This is a genomic window from Sphingomonas sediminicola (assembly GCF_049991885.1).
Classification (GTDB): domain Bacteria; phylum Pseudomonadota; class Alphaproteobacteria; order Sphingomonadales; family Sphingomonadaceae; genus Sphingomicrobium; species Sphingomicrobium sediminicola.
This window is the reverse complement of record NZ_CP178916.1, coordinates 2,536,534-2,557,906: the sequence shown is the minus strand read 5'-3', so window position 1 is coordinate 2,557,906 and position 21,373 is coordinate 2,536,534. Positions and strand designations below refer to the sequence as shown.

The 21,373-nt window shown below is 64.2% G+C and carries 20 protein-coding genes and 1 riboswitch; of the genes, 8 read left to right on the top strand and 12 right to left on the bottom strand.

Annotated elements, in window-relative coordinates:
• Positions 1 to 14 precede the first annotated feature (14 nt).
• Positions 15 to 422 carry a DUF302 domain-containing protein gene (locus ACMC5O_RS13325; RefSeq protein ID WP_187708384.1) on the top strand — a complete coding sequence of 136 codons (408 nt, stop codon included), beginning with the start codon at positions 15 to 17 and terminating at the stop codon, positions 420 to 422.
• Positions 423 to 442: 20 nt separating this feature from the next.
• Here the strand turns inward: ACMC5O_RS13325 and ACMC5O_RS13320 are convergent, their stop codons facing one another.
• The 4 genes from ACMC5O_RS13320 to ACMC5O_RS13305 all read right to left on the bottom strand — a co-directional run bounded on the left by ACMC5O_RS13320 (position 443) and on the right by ACMC5O_RS13305 (position 4,003).
• Complete coding sequence (locus ACMC5O_RS13320) at positions 443 to 1,015, bottom strand: DUF1993 domain-containing protein (RefSeq protein WP_187708385.1); 573 nt, start codon at positions 1,013 to 1,015, stop codon at positions 443 to 445.
• Between the two features lie 104 nt (positions 1,016 to 1,119).
• On the bottom strand, positions 1,120 to 1,584 hold the full coding sequence (locus ACMC5O_RS13315) for a nuclear transport factor 2 family protein (protein ID WP_187708386.1): 465 nt from the start codon (positions 1,582 to 1,584) through the stop codon (positions 1,120 to 1,122).
• Positions 1,581 to 3,416 carry a phosphomethylpyrimidine synthase ThiC gene (thiC, locus tag ACMC5O_RS13310; RefSeq protein WP_187708387.1) on the bottom strand — a complete coding sequence of 612 codons (1,836 nt, stop codon included), beginning with the start codon at positions 3,414 to 3,416 and terminating at the stop codon, positions 1,581 to 1,583. The genes ACMC5O_RS13315 and thiC overlap by 4 nt, the downstream gene beginning before the upstream one ends.
• Positions 3,413 to 3,516, bottom strand: a riboswitch (TPP riboswitch). Its footprint overlaps the gene before it by 4 nt.
• A 34-nt stretch (positions 3,517 to 3,550) precedes the next feature.
• Entirely contained in the window at positions 3,551 to 4,003 is a 453-nt protein-coding gene (locus tag ACMC5O_RS13305) for an EF-hand domain-containing protein (protein ID WP_246444182.1), read from the bottom strand.
• A gap of 78 nt (positions 4,004 to 4,081) precedes the next feature.
• Between ACMC5O_RS13305 and cysD the strand changes: the two genes are divergently transcribed.
• The 3 genes from cysD to ACMC5O_RS13290 are packed head-to-tail and all read left to right on the top strand — an operon-like array spanning position 4,082 to position 7,708.
• On the top strand, positions 4,082 to 4,981 hold the full coding sequence (cysD, locus tag ACMC5O_RS13300; protein WP_426692998.1) for a sulfate adenylyltransferase subunit CysD: 900 nt from the start codon (positions 4,082 to 4,084) through the stop codon (positions 4,979 to 4,981).
• Positions 4,978 to 6,882: a sulfate adenylyltransferase subunit CysN gene (gene cysN, locus ACMC5O_RS13295; RefSeq protein ID WP_187708388.1), complete on the top strand. Its 1,905-nt coding sequence runs from the start codon at positions 4,978 to 4,980 to the stop codon at positions 6,880 to 6,882. The genes cysD and cysN overlap by 4 nt, the downstream gene beginning before the upstream one ends.
• Before the next feature lie 49 nt (positions 6,883 to 6,931).
• On the top strand, positions 6,932 to 7,708 hold the full coding sequence (locus tag ACMC5O_RS13290) for a MipA/OmpV family protein (RefSeq protein ID WP_426692997.1): 777 nt from the start codon (positions 6,932 to 6,934) through the stop codon (positions 7,706 to 7,708).
• A 12-nt stretch (positions 7,709 to 7,720) separates the two neighbouring features.
• Here the strand turns inward: ACMC5O_RS13290 and fdxA are convergent, their stop codons facing one another.
• Genes fdxA through ACMC5O_RS13275 form a run of 3 tightly spaced genes read right to left on the bottom strand, consistent with a single transcriptional unit; the run spans position 7,721 to position 10,904 of the window.
• Positions 7,721 to 8,059: a ferredoxin FdxA gene (fdxA, locus tag ACMC5O_RS13285; RefSeq protein WP_187708390.1), complete on the bottom strand. Its 339-nt coding sequence runs from the start codon at positions 8,057 to 8,059 to the stop codon at positions 7,721 to 7,723.
• A gap of 54 nt (positions 8,060 to 8,113) precedes the next feature.
• Positions 8,114 to 8,377, bottom strand: coding sequence for an RNA-binding S4 domain-containing protein (locus ACMC5O_RS13280; RefSeq protein WP_187708391.1), 264 nt, complete (start codon positions 8,375 to 8,377; stop codon positions 8,114 to 8,116).
• 4 nt (positions 8,378 to 8,381) lie between these two features.
• The gene (locus tag ACMC5O_RS13275; protein ID WP_426692996.1) at positions 8,382 to 10,904 is read right to left on the bottom strand and encodes a helicase-related protein; all 2,523 of its coding nucleotides are present in this window, start codon (positions 10,902 to 10,904) and stop codon (positions 8,382 to 8,384) included.
• Positions 10,905 to 11,024: 120 nt separating this feature from the next.
• Here ACMC5O_RS13275 and ACMC5O_RS13270 point away from each other — a divergent pair, with 120 nt between their 5' ends.
• On the top strand, positions 11,025 to 12,191 hold the full coding sequence (locus ACMC5O_RS13270) for a M23 family metallopeptidase (RefSeq protein ID WP_187708392.1): 1,167 nt from the start codon (positions 11,025 to 11,027) through the stop codon (positions 12,189 to 12,191).
• A gap of 7 nt (positions 12,192 to 12,198) precedes the next feature.
• On the opposite strand, the gene ACMC5O_RS13265 is transcribed toward ACMC5O_RS13270, so the two are convergent.
• Positions 12,199 to 13,539, bottom strand: coding sequence for a DUF4118 domain-containing protein (locus tag ACMC5O_RS13265; protein WP_187708393.1), 1,341 nt, complete (start codon positions 13,537 to 13,539; stop codon positions 12,199 to 12,201).
• 96 nt (positions 13,540 to 13,635) lie between these two features.
• Between ACMC5O_RS13265 and ACMC5O_RS13260 the strand changes: the two genes are divergently transcribed.
• Together ACMC5O_RS13260 and ACMC5O_RS13255 are read left to right on the top strand one after the other, a co-directional pair.
• The gene (locus ACMC5O_RS13260; RefSeq protein ID WP_426693536.1) at positions 13,636 to 15,546 is read left to right on the top strand and encodes a potassium transporter Kup; all 1,911 of its coding nucleotides are present in this window, start codon (positions 13,636 to 13,638) and stop codon (positions 15,544 to 15,546) included.
• Complete coding sequence (locus ACMC5O_RS13255; protein ID WP_187708394.1) at positions 15,543 to 16,307, top strand: transporter; 765 nt, start codon at positions 15,543 to 15,545, stop codon at positions 16,305 to 16,307. Before ACMC5O_RS13260 ends, ACMC5O_RS13255 begins: the two co-directional genes overlap by 4 nt.
• Positions 16,308 to 16,360: 53 nt before the next feature.
• Here ACMC5O_RS13255 and ACMC5O_RS13250 read toward each other — a convergent pair whose 3' ends face one another.
• The gene (locus tag ACMC5O_RS13250) at positions 16,361 to 16,768 is read right to left on the bottom strand and encodes a rhodanese-like domain-containing protein (RefSeq protein WP_426692995.1); all 408 of its coding nucleotides are present in this window, start codon (positions 16,766 to 16,768) and stop codon (positions 16,361 to 16,363) included.
• Between the two features lie 63 nt (positions 16,769 to 16,831).
• On the opposite strand from ACMC5O_RS13250, the gene ftrA reads away from it, so the two are divergent.
• Positions 16,832 to 17,854 (top strand): transcriptional regulator FtrA, encoded by a 1,023-nt coding sequence (gene ftrA, locus ACMC5O_RS13245; RefSeq protein WP_426692994.1) that lies wholly within the window; start codon positions 16,832 to 16,834, stop codon positions 17,852 to 17,854.
• A 4-nt stretch (positions 17,855 to 17,858) separates the two neighbouring features.
• Here the strand turns inward: ftrA and ACMC5O_RS13240 are convergent, their stop codons facing one another.
• From ACMC5O_RS13240 to ACMC5O_RS13230, 3 genes are all read right to left on the bottom strand, one after another.
• A complete protein-coding gene (locus tag ACMC5O_RS13240; RefSeq protein WP_187708395.1) occupies positions 17,859 to 19,544 on the bottom strand; it encodes an ATP-binding protein in 1,686 nt (561 codons plus the stop codon).
• Between the two features lie 75 nt (positions 19,545 to 19,619).
• On the bottom strand, positions 19,620 to 20,336 hold the full coding sequence (locus ACMC5O_RS13235; protein ID WP_187709977.1) for a TIGR02186 family protein: 717 nt from the start codon (positions 20,334 to 20,336) through the stop codon (positions 19,620 to 19,622).
• A gap of 44 nt (positions 20,337 to 20,380) precedes the next feature.
• The gene (locus ACMC5O_RS13230; RefSeq protein ID WP_187708396.1) at positions 20,381 to 21,289 is read right to left on the bottom strand and encodes a sulfite exporter TauE/SafE family protein; all 909 of its coding nucleotides are present in this window, start codon (positions 21,287 to 21,289) and stop codon (positions 20,381 to 20,383) included.
• Positions 21,290 to 21,373: the final 84 nt, after the last annotated feature.

The following is a 21,373-nucleotide window of genomic DNA, read 5'->3' as shown; positions in this document are numbered from 1 at the left end:
GAGCGAGGCCAGGAATGAGCTACTACATCGCCGCGACCCTTCCCGTTCCATTTGAGCGGGGCATCGAACTGGCCGAAGCAGCGCTCAAGGAGCAGGGCTTCGGGATCATCAGCCGCATCGACATGAAGGAGGCGCTGAAAACCAAGATCGGCGTGGATTTCCGGCCCTACACGATCCTCGGTGCCTGCAACCCGACGCTAGCTCACGAGGCGCTCAAGCTGGAGGACAAGGTCGGGACGATGCTGCCCTGCAATGTCGTGGTCCAGGCGAAGGGCGAGGGTTCGACCGAGATCGCTGCCATCGACCCCGTCGCGTCGATGCAGGCGATCGAGAATCCCGCGCTGAAGGATGCCGCTGCCGAGGTGCGAGAGCGGCTCAGAGTGGTCATCGGGCAGCTCGAGAAAAGCGGGGTCGCGGCCTGATCGTCCGCGGACCTGGCACGTCAGGCCCGGTCCGTCATTCCCTGGTCCCCGCGCAGATAAGCGAACATGTGCTGGACGTAGTCGGCCTTGCCGATCTCCACGCCTGAGCTGCGCAGGATCGCGTAGGCGGCCATGACGTGGAAGTAGAACTGGCCGAGCGCCCAGTCGCGCGCGAATTGCTCGCGCGTGAGGTCGAAGGTCAGGCCCACCGGCAAGGCGAGTTCGAGCGGCACATCGGCCGGCCGGGCGTCGAGCGCCTGCGGCGGCAGACCGTCGAGGAAGGCCAATGCCTCGTCGATCCGTGCGCGCGCCTCCGCCAGGGTACCGGGCCGTTCCCCGGCGTTGCGACCTTCGTCGAGGACGGGCTGGATGGCGTCGAGAGGCTCCCCTAGCAACCGTAACGGCGCTTCCCGGGCTTGAACGCAGGCGAAGCGGACCTGCGTCGCCAGCGGGAACATTTCGGGCGCGAGACGGGCGGAAAGCAGCGCCTCCGCCTTCTCCGCGCCGAGCTGGGCTTCGGCCTTGTCGAGCAACCCGCGCAACGTGCGCAGCATGTTGCGGTAGGTGGGAATCAGGAGGTCGGTCAGGGTCATGCGAGACGCGTTAGCGGAGGACGCACCGATCCGTCAGGCGTTTCCATTCCTCCCGCTTGCCGGGGAGGAATTTGTAGCGGGGAAGCGCTTGCTCTTCAGGCCCGTCATTTCCTCTTTGGGCAGAAGCTGCCGCCACAGGCCATCGCGATGTAAGTCTCGCTTTCGATCTGCCAGGTGCCGTCGATTCGGCGCCACTTGGCGACATATTCGCCCGAGGCCCAGTTGCGGGCAGCCGACAGCTGGGATCCGCGCCATTCGCCCGTTTCCATGGCCATCGGACCAACGGCGGAAACGCGGATGCGCAGCGGCTTGCGGACGTAGGAACGGCGCTTAGGTCCGGTGAGGTCCTCCGTCCACAAGGCCAGCTGCGCCGCTTTGCCGGAGACGATCATGCTATCCGCGCCGGTGACCAGCTGCGCGTCGTCGGCGAGAATCGGGGCGATGCGGCGGATGTTGCCGGCGGCGAGCGCCCGGTTGAAGGCCGCTCGCTGGGTACGGATTTCGCGCTCGTTCCGGGTGGCATTCGGGGCGGTGGCGGCCGCGAGAGCGAAGAACAGGAGGGGCGTCATCCGGCTGCGGGGAGGTAAAGCTCACCGCCCTCGTCGTGGAAGCGCTTGCTCATCTCGGCCATGCCGGATTCCGCATCGGTGGTTGCCGCTTTCTGCTCTTGAAGCTTGGCGAAATCGCGGACCTCTTGGGTGATTTTCATCGAGCAGAATTTGGGTCCGCACATCGAGCAGAAGTGGGCGGTCTTGGCGCCTTCGGCGGGGAGGGTCTGGTCGTGGTACTGCTCCGCCGTTTCCGGATCGAGCGAGAGGTTGAACTGGTCGCGCCAGCGGAATTCGAAGCGGGCGCGGCTTAGCGCGTCGTCGTGCGCCTTCGCCGCCGGGTGGCCCTTTGCCAGGTCGGCCGCGTGGGCAGCCAGCTTGTAGGTGACGACGCCGACTTTCACGTCGTCGCGGTCGGGGAGGCCGAGGTGCTCCTTCGGCGTGACGTAGCAAAGCATCGCCGTCCCGAACCAGCCGATCATCGCCGCGCCGATCGCGCTGGTGATGTGGTCGTAGCCGGGGGCGACGTCGGTGGTCAGCGGGCCCAAGGTGTAGAAGGGCGCCTCGCCGCAGCTTTCCAGCTGCTTGTCCATATTTTCCTTGATCTTGTGCATCGGCACGTGGCCGGGGCCCTCGATCATCACCTGGCAGTCGTGCTCCCAAGCCTTCTTGGTCAGCTCGCCCAATGTGTAGAGCTCCGCGAACTGCGCCTCGTCATTGGCGTCGGCGATGCTTCCGGGGCGGAGGCCGTCGCCCAGTGAGAAGGCGATGTCGTACGCCTTCATGATCTCGCAGATTTCGTCGAAGCGTTCGTAGAGGAAGCTCTCCTTGTGGTGGGAGAGGCACCACTTGGCCATGATCGAGCCACCGCGGCTGACGATGCCGGTGACGCGCTTGGCGGTCAGCGGGACGTAGGGCAGGCGCACCCCGGCGTGGATGGTGAAATAGTCGACGCCCTGCTCGGCCTGTTCGATCAGCGTGTCGCGGTAGATCTCCCACGTCAGCTCCTCGGCGATGCCGCCGACCTTCTCCAGCGCCTGGTAGATGGGGACGGTGCCGATCGGCACGGGCGAGTTGCGGACGATCCATTCGCGCGTGTCGTGGATGTTGCGGCCGGTCGAGAGGTCCATGACCGTGTCAGCGCCCCAGCGGATCGCCCACACCACCTTGTCGACTTCGGCCGCGACGTCGGAGGCGACGGCGCTGTTGCCGATGTTGGCGTTGATCTTGACCAGGAAGTTGCGGCCAATCGCCATCGGCTCGCTTTCAGGGTGGTTGATGTTGTTGGGGATGATGGCGCGGCCGCGGGCGATCTCGTCGCGGACGAACTCGGGGGTGACAAAGTCGGGGATGGCGGCACCGAAGTCCTCGCCGTCGCGGGCGGCGTTCAGCGCAGCCTCGCGGCCGAGGTTTTCGCGGATGGCGACATATTCCATCTCGGGGGTGACGATGCCGCGTTTCGCATAGTGCATCTGCGTGACGTTGGCGCCGGGCCTGGCGCGCAGCACGCGCTTGCGAACGTTGGGGAAGGGCTGGACGCCGCCGCTGCGGTCGGGGCCGAGCTGACCGTTGTCCTCCGGGCGGACCTCACGCTGGGCGACTTCCTCGACATCGCCGCGGGCACGGATCCAGTCGCGGCGGAGCTCGGGCAGGCCGGCCATGATGTCGATGCGCTTGGCCGGGTCGGTATAGGGGCCGCTGGTGTCGTACAGGACGACCGGCGGCTCTCCGGACGAGGGCTCGAGATCGACGGCGCGCATGGCGACGCCGAGGGGGCCGACATGAATCTTGCGCGATCCGCGGATCGGGCCGGTGGTGACTTTAAGCTCAGTGCGTGCGGGAATGTCCGCCATTCGAGTCTCTCCTTCCCTCCACCGGTGCTAACCGGATCAGGTTCTACGGGTCGCGGCCCCATGCCGCCTCTCAGCTCGATGAGCTCCCCGGGAAGATTCGTTCTTAGTCCCGCTCGGCGTCGGGCGCCACCCGCTTAGCGGCCGGTCACTTTCTTTGCTTCCTCGGCGGTGACCTTGCCGTCCTTGTTGAGGTCGGCGCGGTCGAAAGCCCCGAGGATGGGCGCGCGGAATTCGGCCTGGCTGACCTTACCGTCCTTGTTGGTGTCGAACTTCTGGAGCGTGAGCTCCGGGTTCTGACCCAGCTTGGAGAATGCGGCGGCCTTGAACTCGGCGAGGCTGAGCTGGCCGTTGCCGTCCTTATCGAGCGTCTTGAACTCGGCCTCGATCTTTGGCGCCAGGCTCTGGAGGGCCTTGGCGGTCATCGCCTGGATTTCGGCGCGACTGATGAAGTTGTCGTTGTTGGTGTCGCCCTTGTCGAAATTCACGTCGACCTGCTTCTGGACGTCGGTGCGGAGGCTGACCTTCGGCGCCTGCGCGGCGGCTGTTCCAGCAACGATCGAGAGTGCAACAAACAGAACCTTACGCACAATGGCCTCCTGAATTCCGGATGGAGCGAATGAATCGCCTACTTCCCTATTATGCATTGTGACGGCATCAGGCGTCCAATGCATGCGCTGACCCATCTCGACCGGCTTGAGGCCGAGAGCATTCACATCATGCGGGAAACGGTCGCCGAGGCCGACCGCCCCGTGATGCTCTATTCGATCGGCAAGGACAGCGCGGTGATGCCTCACCTGGCGAAGAAGGCCTTCTTCCCGGGACCGCTGCCCTTCCCGCTGCTGCATGTCGATACGACGTGGAAGTTTAGCGACATGTATGCGTTGCGCGACAGGGTGGCGGCCGATCCGGCGGTGCAACTGATTGTCTACAAGAACCCCGAGGCCGAGCGCCTGGGCATAAACCCGTTCGACCATGGCCCGGCGCACACGGACATGTGGAAGACGGAAGGGCTGAAGCAGGCACTCGACAAGTATCGCTTCGACGCGGCGTTCGGCGGTGCTCGCCGCGACGAGGAGAAGAGCCGGGCGAAGGAGCGCATCTTCAGCTTCCGAGACCGCAATCATCGGTGGGACCCAAAGCGGCAGCGGCCGGAGCTCTGGTCTCTGTACAACGTCCGCAAGAACAAGGGCGAAAGCGTCCGCGTGTTTCCCTTATCCAACTGGACCGAGCTCGACGTCTGGCAATACATCCTTCGCGAGAAGATCGAGATCGTGCCGCTCTACTTTGCGGGCGAGCGGCCGGTGGTTGAGCGGGACGGGCTGATCCTGTTGGTCGATGACGACCGCATTCCGCTGAACGGCGAACAACCGCAGATGCGCAGGGTCCGATTCCGAACATTGGGCTGCTATCCGCTGACAGGCGCGGTTGAGAGCGCCGCCTGCACGGTCGAGGAAATCGTCGCCGAGATGCTGGTGACGACGACGTCAGAACGTCAGGGCCGGGCGATCGACCGCGATGCAGGCACCGCCAGCATGGAGAAGAAGAAGCAGGAGGGTTACTTTTGAACCGCCCTGCGACCGACATTTCCGAGTGGCTGAAGGCGCAGGACAGCAAGGAGCTTCTGCGCTTCATCACCTGCGGCAGCGTGGATGACGGCAAGTCGACCCTGATCGGGCGGCTGCTCTACGACACCAAGCAGATCTTCGACGACCAGCTTTCGGCGCTCGAAGCGGACAGCCGGAAGCACGGCACGCAGGGCGAAGGGATAGACTTCGCGTTGCTGGTCGACGGCCTTTCGGCCGAGCGCGAGCAGGGCATCACGATCGACGTCGCCTATCGCTTCTTCGCGAGCGAGAAACGCAAATTCATAGTCGCCGACACGCCGGGTCACGAGCAGTACACGCGCAACATGGTCACCGGCGCCTCGACCGCCGACCTCGCGGTCTTGCTGGTCGATGCGCGCAAGGGCGTGCTGACCCAGACACGGCGACATTCGTATCTCGCCCAGCTACTCGGCATTCGGCACTTCATCCTCGCGGTCACCAAGATGGACCTGGTCGATTTCGACCAGTCCGCGTTCGACGCGATTGCTGCGGATTACCGCGTCTTTGCCGGCCAGATCGGTATCAAGGACTGGACCGCTATTCCGGTCTCCGGGCTTGGCGGCGACAATATCGGCGAGCAGAGCTCGCGGATGGGCTGGTACGCGGGCCCGACGTTGCTCGAGCAACTCGACAGCGTTCCGATCGACGCGACTTCGGATGCTGCAAAGCCGTTCCGCCTGCCCGTGCAGTGGGTGAACCGGCCCGACCAGTCGTTCCGCGGATTTGCGGGGCAGATCGCAGCCGGGTCGGTGAAGCCGGGCGACGAAGTCCGCGTGCTTCCGTCGGGGCGGCAGACGCGGGTTGCCCGCATAGTAACCCGCGACGGCGACCTCCACGAGGCGATCGCGGGACAGTCCATCACCCTCACGTTAAACGAAGAAGTTGATTGCTCGCGAGGCGACGTTATCGCCGCGGCAACGCAGGCGCCGGAGGCTGCCGACCAATTCGAAGCAACCATCGTCTGGATGGACGAGCACGAAATGCTTCCGGGCCGAGGCTATTGGCTGAAGCTCGGCACGCAACTGGTCACGGCGACCGTTCAGCACCCGAAGTACGAGATCAACGTCAACACGCTCGAGCGTCTCGCCGCAAAGACGCTGGAGCTGAATTCGATCGGGATCGCTGAGGTCGCCACCGACCGCGAGATCGTGTTCGAACCCTACGTCGTCGACGGCGGTTCGCCCAATCGGGCGCTCGGTGGGTTCATCCTGATCGACAAGCTGACCAACGCGACCGTCGCGGCCGGAATGCTTCACTTCGCGCTGCGCCGGTCGCTGAACATCCATCGACAGCACCTCGATGTCAGTCGCGAGACCCACGCCACGCTCAAGGGACAAAAGCCGGCGGTCCTCTGGTTCACCGGCCTTTCGGGATCGGGCAAGTCGACCATCGCGAACCTGGTCGAAAAGAAGCTCGTGGCGCGCGGACGGCACACTTTCCTGCTCGATGGCGACAACATCCGTCACGGACTCAACCGCGACCTCGGGTTCACGGAAGCTGACCGCATTGAGAACATGCGGCGCGTGGGCGAAGTCGCCCGGCTCATGGCCGACGCCGGCCTGATCGTGCTGACTGCCTTTATTTCACCATTCCGCGCCGAGCGAGAAATGGTTCGAAAGATGCTGCCAGAGGGCGAGTTCATTGAAGTGTTCGTCGATACGCCGCTGGCCGATGCGGAGAAGCGGGATCCGAAAGGCCTCTATGCAAAGGCCCGCGCGGGTGAGATCAAGAACTTCACAGGCATCGACAGCCCCTACGAGCCACCTGAAAACGCTGAGATCGTCATCGACACGATGACGCTAACGGCGGAGGCCGCCGCCGATCGCATTGTCGAGGAATTGAGCAAGCGGGGGAGGTTGTAGCAACGATACGGCGCTGCAACCAACTCCGCGCACGGCAGTTTCGACGCTCATGAAAGCTGCTTTCCTGGCCTGCGCCGCAATACTCACCGTCTCGACTCCAGCTGCGGCGCAAGACGAGAAGGATTATCGCGTACGGGTCGGATTGGGTGGGCAGATCAAGCCGGCATTCATCGGTGCCGACAATTACGACGTACGGCCACTATTCGATTTCGACCTGGCCCGCGGAACAAACCCCTTCCCGTTCGAAGCGCCGGACGACAACTTCGACATCCGGCTCTTCTCCAAAGGCGGTTTCTCGGCGGGCCCGTCCGCCAATATTCAGGGGAAGCGGAAGAACTCCGACCTCGGAGCGCCGGTCGGCAAAGTGGCGACGACCGTAGAGATCGGTGGCTTCGCGGAATACCAGGCGAGCGAATCGATTCGCCTGCGGGGGGAATTGCGCAAGGGACTCGGCGGGCATGACGGGCTCGTCGGATCTTTCGGGGCGGACCGCATCTGGCGTGACGGGGACCGGTACGTCTTCTCGATCGGCCCCCGCGTCCTTGTCTCGGACGCGCGATTCCAGCGCGCTTATTTCGGAGTGGACAGCGAGGCGGCAATTGCCACCGGCCTTCCAACTTACCGACCAAAGGGCGGCATCTACGCCCTCGCCGCGACGAGCGGACTGTCGTACCAGTTCAATCCGCGATGGGGGCTGTTCGGCTATGCTCGGTACGAACGGCTAATCGGCGATGCGGCTAAATCGCCAATCGTTCGTGAACTTGGTTCGCGTGACCAGCTTTCGGGCGGAATAGGGCTGAACTACACCTTTATCGTCAAACGCTGATCCGGTGCGAGATCAGTCGCCGGCGCCGGGATCTGCCGAGAAATACTTGTCGAACTTGCCCTCTTCGCCCTTGTGCTCGTCGGCGTCGGCGGGGCTGTCCTTTTTGCGCGTGATGTTCGGCCATTCGGCGGAATAGGTCGAGTTGAGCTCGAGCCATTTCTCGAGCCCGCTCTCGGTGTCCGGAAGGATCGCCTCCGCCGGGCACTCCGGCTCGCACACGCCGCAGTCGATGCACTCGTTGGGATTGATGACGAGCATGTTCTCGCCCTCGTAAAAGCAGTCGACCGGACAGACTTCGACGCAGTCCATATATTTGCAACGGATGCACGCGTCGGTGACGACGTAGGTCATGGCTGGTCGGACTCCCTCTTCACGCCATTTCGCTAAGAGCGAGCGCCCCCGCCGTCAATTGCCGGGATCAGGCTCAAGCTCTTCGTAATGGCGCCGAGCCTCCGCTGCCGGGCCACGCCTCGCCGGAAGCTCGATCACCTTCAGCACGCGGACGCGCTCCTGGAGAGGCAAAGCAATGACGTTTCCGACATCGACCTGCTCGCTCGTCTTCTCGATGCGCTTGCCGTCGACGCGAACATATCCCGTTTCGATCAGGGATTGCGCAGAAGTGCGGCTTTTCACCAGCCGGATGCGGTGGAGATAGAGGTCGAGCCGCAAGTGCCTAGCGCTTTAGCTTGGCGAGCTCGGCGAAGGCATGGGAGCCGGGCGCGCGATTGTCCTGGCGCGGCGGACGGCGACCCCGCCATTTCCACGCCTCGCCGGCACGGGTGAACCCCACCTCTTCCATGAGCTTTGCGATGCCGGCCTCGTCCAGACCGACCGAGGTCGCCAGGTCCATGTCGACGGGTTCGTCGCCGCCGGCCGAGCGGACCTTGTGCGCATGGCTGGCAAGCCGGTCGGCAAGGTCGATGCGCAGCCATTGCCGGCCGAGACGACGGTAGGCAAGCGACGCGCCGCGCGTATCCGCCTCGCTGAGCGTCGCCGCTCCGGGCGATGGAAGCTTCGGCATCGGGAGGTTGGTACGGACCGATTGCAGGATCGCGCGCCACTGCTGCGACGCGGGCTTCAGCAGGGCCGGGACGAACACGTCAAGCGGGCCGAGGCGGACGCCCAGCTTGTGCAGCGTCTGCCGATCGCTCTGCTCAAGCGCTGCAATGGTCGTGACCAAAGTGCGGCGAGTCAGCACTCCACCCGCATCCGCAAGCATGGCGGCGAGAGCGCGAACACCGGGTGAGCTGGAGCGGTCGGTAGCCGCCGCGGCAAGTTTCTTGAGGGCTCGAAGATTGCGGTCGACCTGAGCGTCCAGCCACGCTTCGAGGCGAGCACGAAGCTCAGCCCTGCGAGCGGCCGAAAGCTGGTCGAGCGCGCGGCTTGTCCGAAGCGCGGGCTCCAGCAGGGAGCGCCCGGCTGCCATCCGGGCAAGGACGTTCCCCTGCCAGCCAACCGCCGGTTGGCCTTCTTCCTCGACGATCAGCTCAAAGATTTCGTCGCCGGCCTCGACCAGGATTTTTGCCCGGCGGTCCAGCTCGTCACCTAGGCGTCGCTCGGCTGCAGCGAGGAGCAATCTCTTGTCCGCGAGCCGCGCGGATTGATCGACTCGGAAATCGAACCCCGTGAGGTGGCCGATGGGCTCGGGACCGACGCTCACTTCTCCGTCGGCAGCAACCGTGACCGGCAGGGCATCCGAACCTCGCGCGCCGATGTCGCGGACCAGCACTGCAGTGCGACGGTCGACGAAACGCTGGGTGAGCCGCTCGTGCAGTGCATCCGAAAGGCGCGCTTCGACCTCGCGCGTCCGTTCCGCCCATTTGGTTGGCTCGGCGAGCCAGTCGGCGCGGTGCGCGATGTAGGCCCAGCTCCGGATTCCGGCGAGCCGGTCGGCCAGCGCCTCGATATCGCCGTTGACGTTGTCGAGTCGGGTGACCTCGGCCGCGAACCATTCGTGCGGGATATGGCCGCCCTCTCCGACATAGGAGAAGAGTCGACGGACCATCCGGGCATGATGCATGGGTCCGACCTTGCGGAAGTCGGGAAGCCCGCAAACCGACCACAACCGCCGAGCAATGGCGCCGCGCTTTGCGGCGATCGCCGGGTCCTCCGCGATGAGCTTCAGCACGGACAGGTCAATGGCTTCGGGCGCCGGCCGAAGCAGCGGATCGTCGCTTCGCTTCTCGAGGCTTCCGATCAGGGTGCGGACGTCGGTGAAATCGAGGTCGGGGTTTCGCCAATAGGTGAAGTCGAGCGGGCGGAAGCGATGCTCCTCGATCGCCGTGATCTCCTCGTCGCTGAAGGTCGCGCCGCCATCGCTGCCGAGGCCAAGCGTGCCGAAGCTCCCGTCACGCTGATGGCGGCCGGCCCGGCCCGCGATCTGCGCCATTTCGGAGATGGAGAGACGCCGGTCGCGGCGGCCGTCGAACTTCTCGAGCCCCGCGAAGGCGACGTGGGCGACGTCCATGTTGAGGCCCATGCCGATGGCGTCGGTCGCGACGAGATAGTCGACCTCACCGCGCTGGAACATCGCGACCTGGGCATTGCGAGTGGCAGGCGACAGTGCGCCCATGACCACCGCGGCGCCGCCCCGGAACCGGCGCAGCATCTCGGCGAGCGCGTAGACCTGCTCGGCGGAGAAGGCGACGACGGCCGACCGGGCCGGGAGCCGGGACAGCTTGACGTTGCCGGCATAGCGGAGGGTCGAGAAGCGCGGACGGCTGACGATCTCGGCGTCCGGGAGAAGCTTCCGGACCAAAGGCTTCAGCGTGTCAGAACCCAGGATCAGCGTCTCCTCGCGGCCCCGGGCGCGGAGCATGCGGTCGGTGAAGACGTGCCCCCGCTCGGGGTCTACGCCGAGCTGCGCCTCGTCGATCGCGGCGAAGGCGAACTGATCGGGGAATGGTCCCTCATGAGGCCGATCGTCGCGGCCCGTCCTCACCGGCATCGATTCCGCAGTGCAGAGGACATAGCGCGCCTGGGGCGGGACAATCCGTTCTTCCCCAGTCAGAAGCGCGACCTGCTTTTCGCCCTTCAGCGCGACGACGCGCTCGTAGACTTCGCGGGCAAGCAGCCTGAGCGGGAAGCCTATGACCCCGGTGGAATGGGCGCACATGCGCTCGATCGCGAGATAGGTCTTCCCGGTGTTGGTGGGACCGAGGATCGCCCGGACCGGAGCATCGTCGCGCCGAGACATCGCCACGAATGTGGCAGCGCGCCGGGGAAGCGCAAGCATCCTTCGACGAAGGGAGCGATTTTAAACGGTCATTAACCGTGTTCCTCCATCACCGTCCTCGGATGGGGAGCGGGTTTCCAGATGCTTCAGGCGCGTAAGGACTGGCCGGAAGAGCGCAGTGGCGCGGAGGTCGTCGCCTTTCCGCGCGCGGCGGCGGAAGACGGCCGCGAGTTCGGCAAGCGCGGTCCGCGCGAGCCGTTCAGCCTGGTCGTCGACCTGCACTCCGAGGAAATCGGGCCCCGCTGGTTCCGGGGCGTCGCGACGCTGGCGCTTCTCTGCGGTACGGTATTCTTCCTCGCTCCGGGTTTCGAGCCGTTCCTCGCGTCGAAGATGGCGGCCGCGCCAGTTTCGGAGATGCACAATGCGCAGCTCAGCGATCTGGCAATGCCGGGAATGGCCGCAAAGCCTGAGACGATTTCCATTCCGAAGCCCGTCGGGATCCTCGTCGGGGAACGCGGCGGTGTCGAACGGATCGGCGGCGACGTTGCCGGCGGCCTATACTGGTCGCTGCGCGGCGCCGGGGCTAGCCCGCAGATCGCCGCAGATTATCTGAAGGCGGTTGCAACCCGCATCGACGTTGGCGAAGTTGCTCCGTTCGACCGGTTCGATCTTGCGGTCGTGAAGGGGAAGGCCGGCGAGCCGGACCAGCTTATCTACGCGGGGCTCGACCGCGCCCAGTACAGCGACGTCCAGGTTCTGAAATGGACCGCCAACGGCCACACCGAATGGTTCGACGGAGCCACGCAGCCGCAGTCTTCCGACGGCCTCATGGCGCCGGTCGCGGGCCGGATCACCTCCGGCTTCGGCTATCGCATGCATCCGATCCTGCGCTTCATGCGCTTCCACGCCGGCATTGATTTCGGCGTCGCCTACGGCAGCCCGATCGTCGCCGCCGCTGACGGTCAGGTGATCGGTGCCGGCTGGACCGGAGGCTATGGCCGCCAGGTCCGGATCGTTCACGAAGGTGGAATTATGACCACCTATTCGCACATGAGCGCGATGGTCGCGCAGCCGGGGACGCTGGTTCGCCAGGGACAGGTCATCGGCTATGTCGGCTCATCCGGCCTGTCGACAGGCCCGCACCTCCACTTCGAAGTCCGCGCCGGCGGCCGGCCGATCAACCCGCTGACCGCGCGGCTCGTGAGCCGGCCGGTATTCGAGGGAGCGCAGCTTGCCGCGTTCAAGGCGAAGCTGAAAGAGATTCGCTCGATCCCCATGCATCCGCAGCAGCCTGCGGCGGCATCCTGACCTCAGCTCAGGACTCGACTACTGCACCGAGGCGGTAGCCCACAGCGGGCTCATTGATGATGAGTCGAGGCTCCGCTGGATTTCGCTCGAGCTTCTGCCTCAGCGCTCGGACGGCCACGCGAAGATAGTCGATCTGGCTTTCCTGTGCCGGTCCCCATGCGGTTCGAAGCAGATGCGCGTGCGTCAAAACCCTACCCGAATGCTTCGCCAGCTCGGCGAGGACCGCAAATTCCTTGGGAGTGAGGTGTATCTCCTCACCGTCCCGAAACACCGCGCGCCGAAAGAGGTCGATGCTTACGCCATCTATTTCGATCGGCCGCTGATCGGAGTCGGGCCCGAGGGCAAGCAGGTTGGTCAGGTAACGATCGAGCTTTCCCGCTTCCGCGCCGATGCCGGAAACGACCTCCTTGTCGCCCGAACCTTTGCGCTTCAGCTCGCGGACCCCGTTGCTGATTGCCTTCAGAGATGGCGCGATGTCCTGTCCGATCGTCGATAGCAGGGTTGAACGGACGCGGTCGTGTTCGCGGGTACGCGCGAACTCCCGCGCTTCGGCCTCCAGCCGCCCGCGTTCCAGGGCGAGCGCCACCTGGTCGAGCAAACTGTCGAGCAAGGGGATTTGCTCGGGCCGGAGCGGCGGGCCGCCGTCGTCCCGCGCAAGACCCATCGCGGCAATGACCGCGCGTCCCGATCGTATCGGATGGAATTGCCATTCGGTCGGCACTGCGCGTCCCACGCCGCGGCCTGCGGGTTCACCCTGATCGATGACCAGCGCGGCGACGGCAATATCGCCCGGTGTGAGCCTTGCCTCGGCTGGAGCGCTTGCTTTCATGCGAGGTTCTGGCGTCCCCGCCAGCAGCACGGCATTGGTCTCAAACACCTGAGCGAGTTCGCGAGTGCTCACTTCGGCGATGTCCTGCTCCGTGGTGCAGGAGAGCAGCCGTCGCGCCAGACCGGCGATGGTCGCGCTCCGCGCGGCATGCGCTTCGGCGATACGCGCCTGACTGCGGACCGAAGCTGCCAATTGACTGGTTACGGCGGCAACAGCGAAAAGGACGATCACCGTCACGATATCGTTCGGATTGTCGATCCGGAAGGTGAGGTGGGGCGCGGTGAAAAAGAAATTGTAGGCGAGCGCCGACGCAAGCGCCGCGACGAGCGCCGGGCCAAGCCCCGCCGTCACTCCGGCAACCAGAACGGCTGGGAGATAGAGCAGGTCGACGGAGGAATTGCCCCATCTCGGAGCCATTGCGAGGCCGATGAGCGTCGACGTCGCGACCATCAGCAGTGCTTCGGCATAACCGCGCAGCTGGCGAGCGGCCGAACGTTCCTTTGCGGACAGGAGGTTCATCGCACCTAAGTGCGCCCTGCGATCGCGACCGTCGAGGGCCGGGTACCGGAATCCACATGGAATCTTTACGACCATGGACCGCACATGGCGTTGATCATGGCCACACTTTCCCAACCCGTTGCCGTTTCCGCGGATGCACCGATCGACGCTCAAAAGCATTCCCTGCCCGCTTTGATGCTAGGCGCGGTCGGCGTCGTGTACGGCGACATCGGCACGTCCCCGCTCTACGCGATGAAGGAAAGCTTCATCGGGCCACACCCGCTGGCGGTCGACCCGTTGCACATCTTTGGAGTGCTGAGCCTCATCTTCTGGTCGCTCATGATGATCGTGACCGTGAAATATGTGCTGGTCGCAATGCGCGCCGACAATAAGGGTGAGGGGGGATCGTTCGCGCTGCTCGCCCTCATCTCGCGCAACCTCGGCGAGAAAAGATGGGCGTCGGGGCTCGTGATGCTCGGTGTCCTCGCGACCGCGCTGTTCTACGGCGACGCAATGATCACGCCCGCCATTTCCGTGCTTTCGGCGGTCGAGGGGCTGACCATCGTTCAATCCGGCCTAAAGCCGCTCGTCATCCCGATCGCGATCGTCATCCTGATCGCGCTCTTCCTCGTCCAGTCCCGAGGAACGGCAAAGGTCGGAGCCGTATTCGGCCCGGTCGTCCTCATCTACTTCGCGGCGCTCGCGTCCCTCGGCTTATCGAACATCATCCGACATCCGGAGATCGCCGGTGCGCTCAGCCCCTACTGGGCAGTCGAATTCTTTGCCCACGATGCGAAGCTAGCATTCCTCGCTATGGGGTCGGTCTTCCTCGCCGTGACCGGCGCGGAGACGCTTTATGCCGACATGGGCCATTTCGGCCGAAGGGCGATCGGCTTCTCCTGGCTGGGGCTCGTCTATCCCTGCCTGATGCTTAACTATTTCGGACAGGGCGCGCTGTTGCTGTCGACGCCTTCAGCAGTCGAGAATCCGTTCTACCTGATGGCTCCGGAATGGGCGCGACTTCCGCTCGTCTTCATCGCCACCGCTGCCACCATCATCGCCAGCCAGGCGGTCATCTCCGGCGCATTCTCCGTGACCCACCAGGCAGTCCAGCTCGGCTTCCTGCCCCGCATTCGCACAGAGCATACGAGCGCCAAGGCGGCCGGCCAGATCTACATTCCGGCGGTGAACTGGGGCCTGCTGATCATGGTCGTCCTGCTCGTTCTCGGCTTCCGCGAGTTGACCAACCTCGCGTCGGCCTACGGCATTGCCGTCAGCGGTACGATGATCATCACCACGATCATGCTCGCCGTCCTGATCTTCGGCGTTTGGAAGTGGAACCGCTATGTCGCGGCCTTCACGATCGGTCTGTTCGCCATCGTCGACGGCGCCTTCTTTGCATCGAACATCACCAAGATCGCCGACGGCGGCTGGTTCCCACTCGCAGTTGCCGCGGTGATTTTTACCGTGCTGACGACCTGGGCGCGCGGGCGGGCGCTGATGCGACGCCGGCTCGAAGAGGATGCACTTCCGCTCGAGGTCTTCATCAAGTCGGCGGGGTCGGTCCACCGCGTCCGCGGAACGGCGGTGTTCCTTTCAACCTCGGCGGATATCGTGCCATCCGCCCTCCTCCACAATCTCAAGCATAACCAGGTGCTCCACGAGCGCGTGCTTATCCTGAACGTGAAGGTCGAGGACGTTCCCCACGTGCCTCCAGCGAAGAGGCTGGAGACCCATGGCGCAGGCAAGGGCTTCTACCGGGTCATCCTCCACTACGGCTTCATGGACGAGGTCGATGTGCCCGCCGACCTGGTCCGCATCGGGTCTTGCGGCGATAGCTTCAACATGATGAGCACCAGTTTCTTCCTCGGACGCCAGAAGCTGATCGCGGCCAAGGAGCAGCCCGGTATGGCGTTGTGGCGCGAAAAGCTGTTCGCTTGGATGATGAAGAGCTCCGAAAGCGCGATGGAGTTCTTCAAGCTCCCGACCAACCGGGTGATCGAACTCGGCAGCCAGCTTCGGATATGAGCGCGGGAATCGCGCTTTTGGCAGTAGCGGCGTCGCTTCCGCCGATCTGCGCGGACCGGCCTGCAAAAGCGACTGGTACATGCACGGTCCCGGCCGGCAGGTTGCAGGTAGAAGCTGGCGTTGCCGATTGGAGTCTGACCAGGATACAGAAAACTCGGACTGAGCTGATCACACTTGGGTCGACCGTTGTGAAACTCGGTCTCTCCAATCATTCGGACCTTCAGGTCGGCTTCACACCTTACACGAAGCTCAAGCTCTCAGTCGCCGCTTCGCGAACGCGGGCCTCGGGGTTCGGGGACCTGACCGTTCGCTACAAGCATCGCCTAACGACCGGCGATACGGGAACCCAGGTAGGAGTCATTCCATTTTTGAAGTTGCCGACCGCTGCCCGGGCAATTGGAAACGGCAAGCTCGAGGGAGGCGTCTCCGTCCCAGTGAGCATTCCGGCTTCGCGAACCTTATCCGTGACATTCGGACCGGAAGTCGACGTGCTTGCCGATGCGGACGGCCACGGCCGACACTTCGCGGTCGTGAACCTCGTTAACGTTGCCGGGCCGCTGGCTCCAAGGCTCACCTTGGCCGGTGAGCTTTGGACGAACGTCAATCTCGACCCTTCCGGAACAATGAAGCAGGCGTCAGTGGATGCGGCGCTGGCTTACGCCGTGTCCGACTCCGTCCAGACCGACACCGGTGCAAATATCGGTCTTACGCGGGACACGCCGGACGTCGAACTGTACGGAGGCTTGTCCCTACGTTTCTGACCGGAGCGCGCGAGATTTGAAGGTTCACGGGTGGGTTCAAATTAAGATCGCACTCAAGCTTCAGGCAACTCAGTTTCGAGGGGGAAGCCCTCGTCGAGCCAGCCGGTGATCCCTCCGGCCATGATCTTCACCGGCCGGTCCAACCTCGCCAGCCGAAGCGCGCCGCGCGCGGCGCCGTTGCAGTGCGGGCCGGCGCAATAGGTTACGAAAAGCGTGTCCGCCGGCCACTGCGCCATCTTCGACCCGATTATCTTTCCGTGAGGCAGGTTGATCGCCCCGGGGATGTGACCACGCTCGAACAGAGCCGGCCCGCGAACGTCGAGAAGCACGAAACCCGGATTACCGGACGCCAGTGCCTGATGCGTGTCCCAGCAATCTGTTTCGAACTCGAAGGCTGCGGCGAAGTGCGACAGCGCCCTGGTCGCGTCGGCGGCCGGAATTTCGGTGACACCATTGGACATCGGATCGTCTCCTTCTGATCCGCTGGACATAAGGCTATTCCTATCCACGGGTGAGTGGCGTAAATGCCAATAAGCAGCAAGATCATGCCAAACTCGCCGGAAGATCCGTCCTCTTTCAACAGAAGCGTCGTTGCGCTCGCTTACGACGGACTTTGCACTTTCGAATTCGGGATCGCGGCGGAGGTCTTCGGCCTTGCCCGCCCGGAGATGGGGGAGGACTGGTACCGTTTCTCGACGGCAGCAGTGGCACCGGGCCGGATGCATGCGCGCGGTGGCATCGCGATCACGGCGGATTGCGGGCTCGAAGCGCTGGATAGTGCCGGAACAATCGTGGTCCCTGGGTGGAGCGGGATCGATGCACCAGTACCGCAGTCCCTCATCGAGCGATTGGTCGCAGCGCATTCCCGTGGCGCGCGGCTAATGTCGATCTGCTCGGGAGCAACGGTGCTGGCGGCAACCGGATTGCTGGACGGGAAGACCGTCGCGACCCATTGGCGCTACTCGGAGGCGCTCGCCCGCCGGTTTCCACAGGTCAACGTGGACGCATCCGTTCTCTATATCGGCGACGGACGGATCTTTACTTCAGCTGGCAGCTCGGCGGGCATCGACCTGCTCCTTCACCTGGTCCGTTGCGATTTCGGCGCCGAGAAAGCGAACGCGGTCGCGCGACGCCTCGTGATGCCGGCGCATCGTGAAGGCGGACAGGCGCAGTATATCGAGCGGCCGGTAGTGCCGGAGCGCGGGACGCTAGCACCTCTGCTCGACGCGATGCGCGCAAATCTGGCGGGAGATCACAGCATCAGCCGGCTGGCCCGCGCGGCGGCGATGAGCGAGCGCACGTTCCTTCGCCGGTTTCGCGAGGCGACCGGGACCACTCCCGGCGAGTGGCTGATCAACACTCGCATCGATGCGGCTCGAGAATTGCTCGAGCAAACTCGCGGCTCAATCGACGAGATATCTGCGGCAGCGGGCTTCGGGTCGGTCGAGGCGCTCCGACACCATTTCCGGCGTCGCTTCGGGATCTCGCCCGCCACTTACCGGCGGAATTATCTACCGGGCGGTCCGCAGGTCAGAGCGGACGCCTAGCCGATCAACGGCCGTGGCCGCGCCAGCGTTTGACGGTGCGCTGGATGATGCCCTCTTCGCCGCCGGTCTCGCGCCACAGGGCAGCGAAGCTCGGGTCGGCGGAGGCCGGACGCTTCTCCGGCTCGAGGTCGTCGAAGCGAACACGGATAGGGATCGCGACGCCTTCGCCGCAGGCGATGCACTCGCGGTTGCGGAGCGCCGGGATCGCATCGAGGAAGCCGCGGGCACCTTCCGGCATCGCCGCACGCACGCAGGCCTGGTCTCGGTCGTTGTTCAGACGCATCGAGATGATCGTACCGCACTGCGACAGCACGCCTTCCGCCAAGTCGGACGGACGCTGCGTGATGAGGCCGAGGGACACACCGTACTTACGGCCCTCCTTGGCGATACGCTCGAGGATCTTGCGGACGGCCTGGGCTCCGCCGTTCTCGTCCTTCGGGACGTAACGGTGAGCCTCTTCGCAAACGAGTAGGATCGGACGCTGCGGTTCTGTCCGCGACCAGATCGCATAGTCGAACACCATGCGGGCGAGCACCGAAACCACCACCGAGGTAATCTCGGATGGAACGCCCGACACGTCGACGATTGAAATCGGACGCCCGTGGCTCGGAAGGCGGAACAACTTCGCGAGGAAGCCTCCCATCGTGTCTGAAACGAGCATGCCCGAGAACATGAAGGTGTATCGCGGGTCGGCGCGAAGCTCTTCGAGCTTCGTCTTCAGGCGCTGATAGGGAAGCGTATCGCCGGCGCGTTCCAGCTTGCCCATCTCATTCACGACGATGCCGTTGAGGTCGGCGAGAAGGTACGGGATCGGTGAATCCACGGTCACCTTGCCGAACTGCTCGACGTTCTTGCCCTTGGTGCGGGCAGCCAGAAGGCACTTGGCGAGGATGTCGGCGTCGCGCTGACGCTCCGAGCCATGCGTGGTCAGCATGACCTCGCAATGCTCTTCGAAGTTCATCAGCCAATAAGGAAGCTGAAGGTTGTCGACGTTGAACAGCTCGCCGCAGTCCTTGAACGCTGCGGAATACTCCCCGTGCGGGTCGATCATCACGATGTGACCCTCGGGGCTGAGCTCCGAAATGCGGTGCAGGATCAACGAAACCGAGGTCGACTTACCGGTACCGGTCGATCCGAGGATCGCGAAGTGCTTCGACAGCATCGGGTCGACGTAGAGTGCGCCGCGAATGTCGTCGGTCGGATAGACCGTGCCGATCTCAACGTGCGGGCTGTCGTCAGCCGCGAACACCGAGCGGAGATCCTGCGTCGAGACTGCAAGAACCTTTTCGCCCGGGATCGGATAGCGCGTCACACCGCGACGGAAGTTGGACATGTTGCCTGCGGAATCCCGAGCGCCTTCGCCGAGGAAGTCGATAGACGCGAGGATCTCGCCGTTGTCGCCGCTCTTCATGGTGCGGACGTTCGCGATAAGCCAGCTGCCGGCGACTGACATCTTTACCTGGCTGCCGACCTGGCCGGACATGGCGACCGAAGGATCGGAATGGTTGTGCAGACTAGCGAGCACCGCCCCATCCATCCGGATTCGCGAGCCCGAGCCGGCGATCTCGACGACCTCGCCAATAGCCTGAAGGCTTGCCGCCGCAGACACCGCTTTCGATTGCGCGCCGCCATCATCGCTGAAGCTGCTGATTTCGTTTACGAAACTCTGCAGGTTCGGTTGTTCGTCCATTAATCCGCCCCAACTCGCGTTAACTTGATCTGGAGCAAACTGGTAAGCGCGAGCGGTTAAGATTTACCTTAAGGTCTAGAAGCGGCGCCGGAACACCATCGCGGCAGCCCATCCGAGGAACAGCGACATCACCACCGCAGCAAGGCCGTAGAGGAACTCGTGGCGGCGGGCGACGAGGGATACCCAGCGCTCGAATCCGCTCTTGCCGATGTAGATGTCGCGTGTGGCGACGGCGAGCACCCGGCCATCCTGGATGAGGAAAGTCTCGGCCGTGTAGGTCCCCACGGGCACCTGACTCGGGATGGAAATGCGGGCGCGGTAGAGCACGCCTTCGCTGATTTCGACGCCGCGCGGGCTTTCGTAGTAAACGCCGTTGCGCTTTCGAAGATCGATCAGTCCGGCCTCGAAGTGGCGCGCCTTTTCCGGCAACGCTCCCGAGCCCGGCGAAAGCTGCAAATTCTGCAGGCCGATTTCGTAGATCGCCGCCGTGCGCTCATCGACGAGCTGCGAAATCGGCCGTGACGAGGCCACTGCGTAGAAAGCGGGCGCCGACCGGAAGCGCGCCGAATCCGCGTTCATCCAGATTCCGGCGATCTTCTGCTTTTCACGGATGAGGATCGGCTGCACCGGTCCGCGAAGGACCACCGCGATGTCCGGGGCGCGCTCCGGCAACCGGCCGCGTGGATAGAGGATCGCTCCGAATAGGAGGAGCTGGGCGCCCGAGAAGCTGTAGCGGATCTCGATCCTGCGCGCCGACACGTCCGGAACGAGCACGGGCTTTGCCTGCGCCATCAGTGCGAGCGAAACGATCGCAAGCACCAAGGCGCGACCGATCTTCACAGATATTCCACCGTGAAGATCTCGTCCGGACGCCAGGCAAGCCCGAGCGCCATCCGCATCCCGACGAGGAGAATGACGACCGCAAGCGCAAGGCGAAGGAAGTCGGGCTTCATTCGAGTGGCGAGCGCTGCGCCGTACTGGGCACCGACGACGCCACCGACGAGGAGGAGCGCCGCAAGGACGATGTCGACCGACCGTGTGGTCAGCGCGTGGACCATCGTCGTGCCCGCGCTGATAACCAGGATGATTGCGAGCGACGTGCCGATCACGACGCGGGCCGGCATACCCAGGATATAGATCATCGCCGGGACGAGTACGAAGCCGCCTCCGACGCCAAGCAGCATGGTCAGGATGCCCGCGCCGAAGCCGAGCGCGAGCGGCGCCAGCGGGGAGATGTAGAGACCCGACTTGTAGAAGCGCCAGCGGAGCGGGAGGGTGGCCACCCAGCGATTGTGCCTCGGTCTCTGGCGCGGCGCGGCGGCCTTCACATAACCGAGCGCAATCAGCGCATCCTTGAGCATGAGCACGCCGATGTAGCCAAGCAGAACGACGTACATGAAGCCGATGACGACATCGATCTGGCCGCTCGCCTGCAGAGCACGGAATATCGCGGCGCCCACCAGCGAGCCGATGATGCCGCCGGCAACCACCACCGCGCCCATCTGCAAATCCGCGCCGCCGCGCCGCATGTGAGCCATGGCACCGGTCACGCTGGCGCCCGTGATCTGCGTCGTCGCCGATGCGACCGCCACGGTCGGCGGGATTCCGTAGAAGATCAGCAGTGGCGTCGTTAGGAAGCCGCCGCCGACACCGAACATGCCCGACAGGATGCCGACGACCCCGCCAAGCGCGATGATCAACAGCGCATTGACCGACTGGCCGGCGATCGGGAGGTAGATGTCCATCGGCAACGAAGGACTAGCGGCAAAGTCGGCTTGAGGCCAAGCGCAACGGCTGTTTTCGGCGGCTAGAATTTGGCCCCCCAATGT

What these genes read in the sequence shown, in the direction of transcription:
- ACMC5O_RS13325 (WP_187708384.1), top strand. Translation starts at nt 15, where the DNA reads ATGAGCTACTACATCGCCGCGACCCTTCCCGTTCCATTTGAGCGGGGC.
- ACMC5O_RS13320 (WP_187708385.1), bottom strand. Translation starts at nt 1,015, where the DNA reads ATGACCCTGACCGACCTCCTGATTCCCACCTACCGCAACATGCTGCGC.
- ACMC5O_RS13315 (WP_187708386.1), bottom strand. Translation starts at nt 1,584, where the DNA reads ATGACGCCCCTCCTGTTCTTCGCTCTCGCGGCCGCCACCGCCCCGAAT.
- thiC (WP_187708387.1), bottom strand. Translation starts at nt 3,416, where the DNA reads ATGGCGGACATTCCCGCACGCACTGAGCTTAAAGTCACCACCGGCCCG.
- cysD (WP_426692998.1), top strand. Translation starts at nt 4,082, where the DNA reads ATGCATGCGCTGACCCATCTCGACCGGCTTGAGGCCGAGAGCATTCAC.
- ACMC5O_RS13290 (WP_426692997.1), top strand. Translation starts at nt 6,932, where the DNA reads ATGAAAGCTGCTTTCCTGGCCTGCGCCGCAATACTCACCGTCTCGACT.
- fdxA (WP_187708390.1), bottom strand. Translation starts at nt 8,059, where the DNA reads ATGACCTACGTCGTCACCGACGCGTGCATCCGTTGCAAATATATGGAC.
- ACMC5O_RS13275 (WP_426692996.1), bottom strand. Translation starts at nt 10,904, where the DNA reads ATGTCTCGGCGCGACGATGCTCCGGTCCGGGCGATCCTCGGTCCCACC.
- ACMC5O_RS13270 (WP_187708392.1), top strand. Translation starts at nt 11,025, where the DNA reads ATGCTTCAGGCGCGTAAGGACTGGCCGGAAGAGCGCAGTGGCGCGGAG.
- ACMC5O_RS13265 (WP_187708393.1), bottom strand. Translation starts at nt 13,539, where the DNA reads ATGAACCTCCTGTCCGCAAAGGAACGTTCGGCCGCTCGCCAGCTGCGC.
- ACMC5O_RS13260 (WP_426693536.1), top strand. Translation starts at nt 13,636, where the DNA reads ATGGCCACACTTTCCCAACCCGTTGCCGTTTCCGCGGATGCACCGATC.
- ACMC5O_RS13255 (WP_187708394.1), top strand. Translation starts at nt 15,543, where the DNA reads ATGAGCGCGGGAATCGCGCTTTTGGCAGTAGCGGCGTCGCTTCCGCCG.
- ACMC5O_RS13250 (WP_426692995.1), bottom strand. Translation starts at nt 16,768, where the DNA reads ATGTCCAATGGTGTCACCGAAATTCCGGCCGCCGACGCGACCAGGGCG.
- ftrA (WP_426692994.1), top strand. Translation starts at nt 16,832, where the DNA reads ATGCCAATAAGCAGCAAGATCATGCCAAACTCGCCGGAAGATCCGTCC.
- ACMC5O_RS13240 (WP_187708395.1), bottom strand. Translation starts at nt 19,544, where the DNA reads ATGGACGAACAACCGAACCTGCAGAGTTTCGTAAACGAAATCAGCAGC.
- ACMC5O_RS13235 (WP_187709977.1), bottom strand. Translation starts at nt 20,336, where the DNA reads ATGGCGCAGGCAAAGCCCGTGCTCGTTCCGGACGTGTCGGCGCGCAGG.
- ACMC5O_RS13230 (WP_187708396.1), bottom strand. Translation starts at nt 21,289, where the DNA reads ATGGACATCTACCTCCCGATCGCCGGCCAGTCGGTCAATGCGCTGTTG.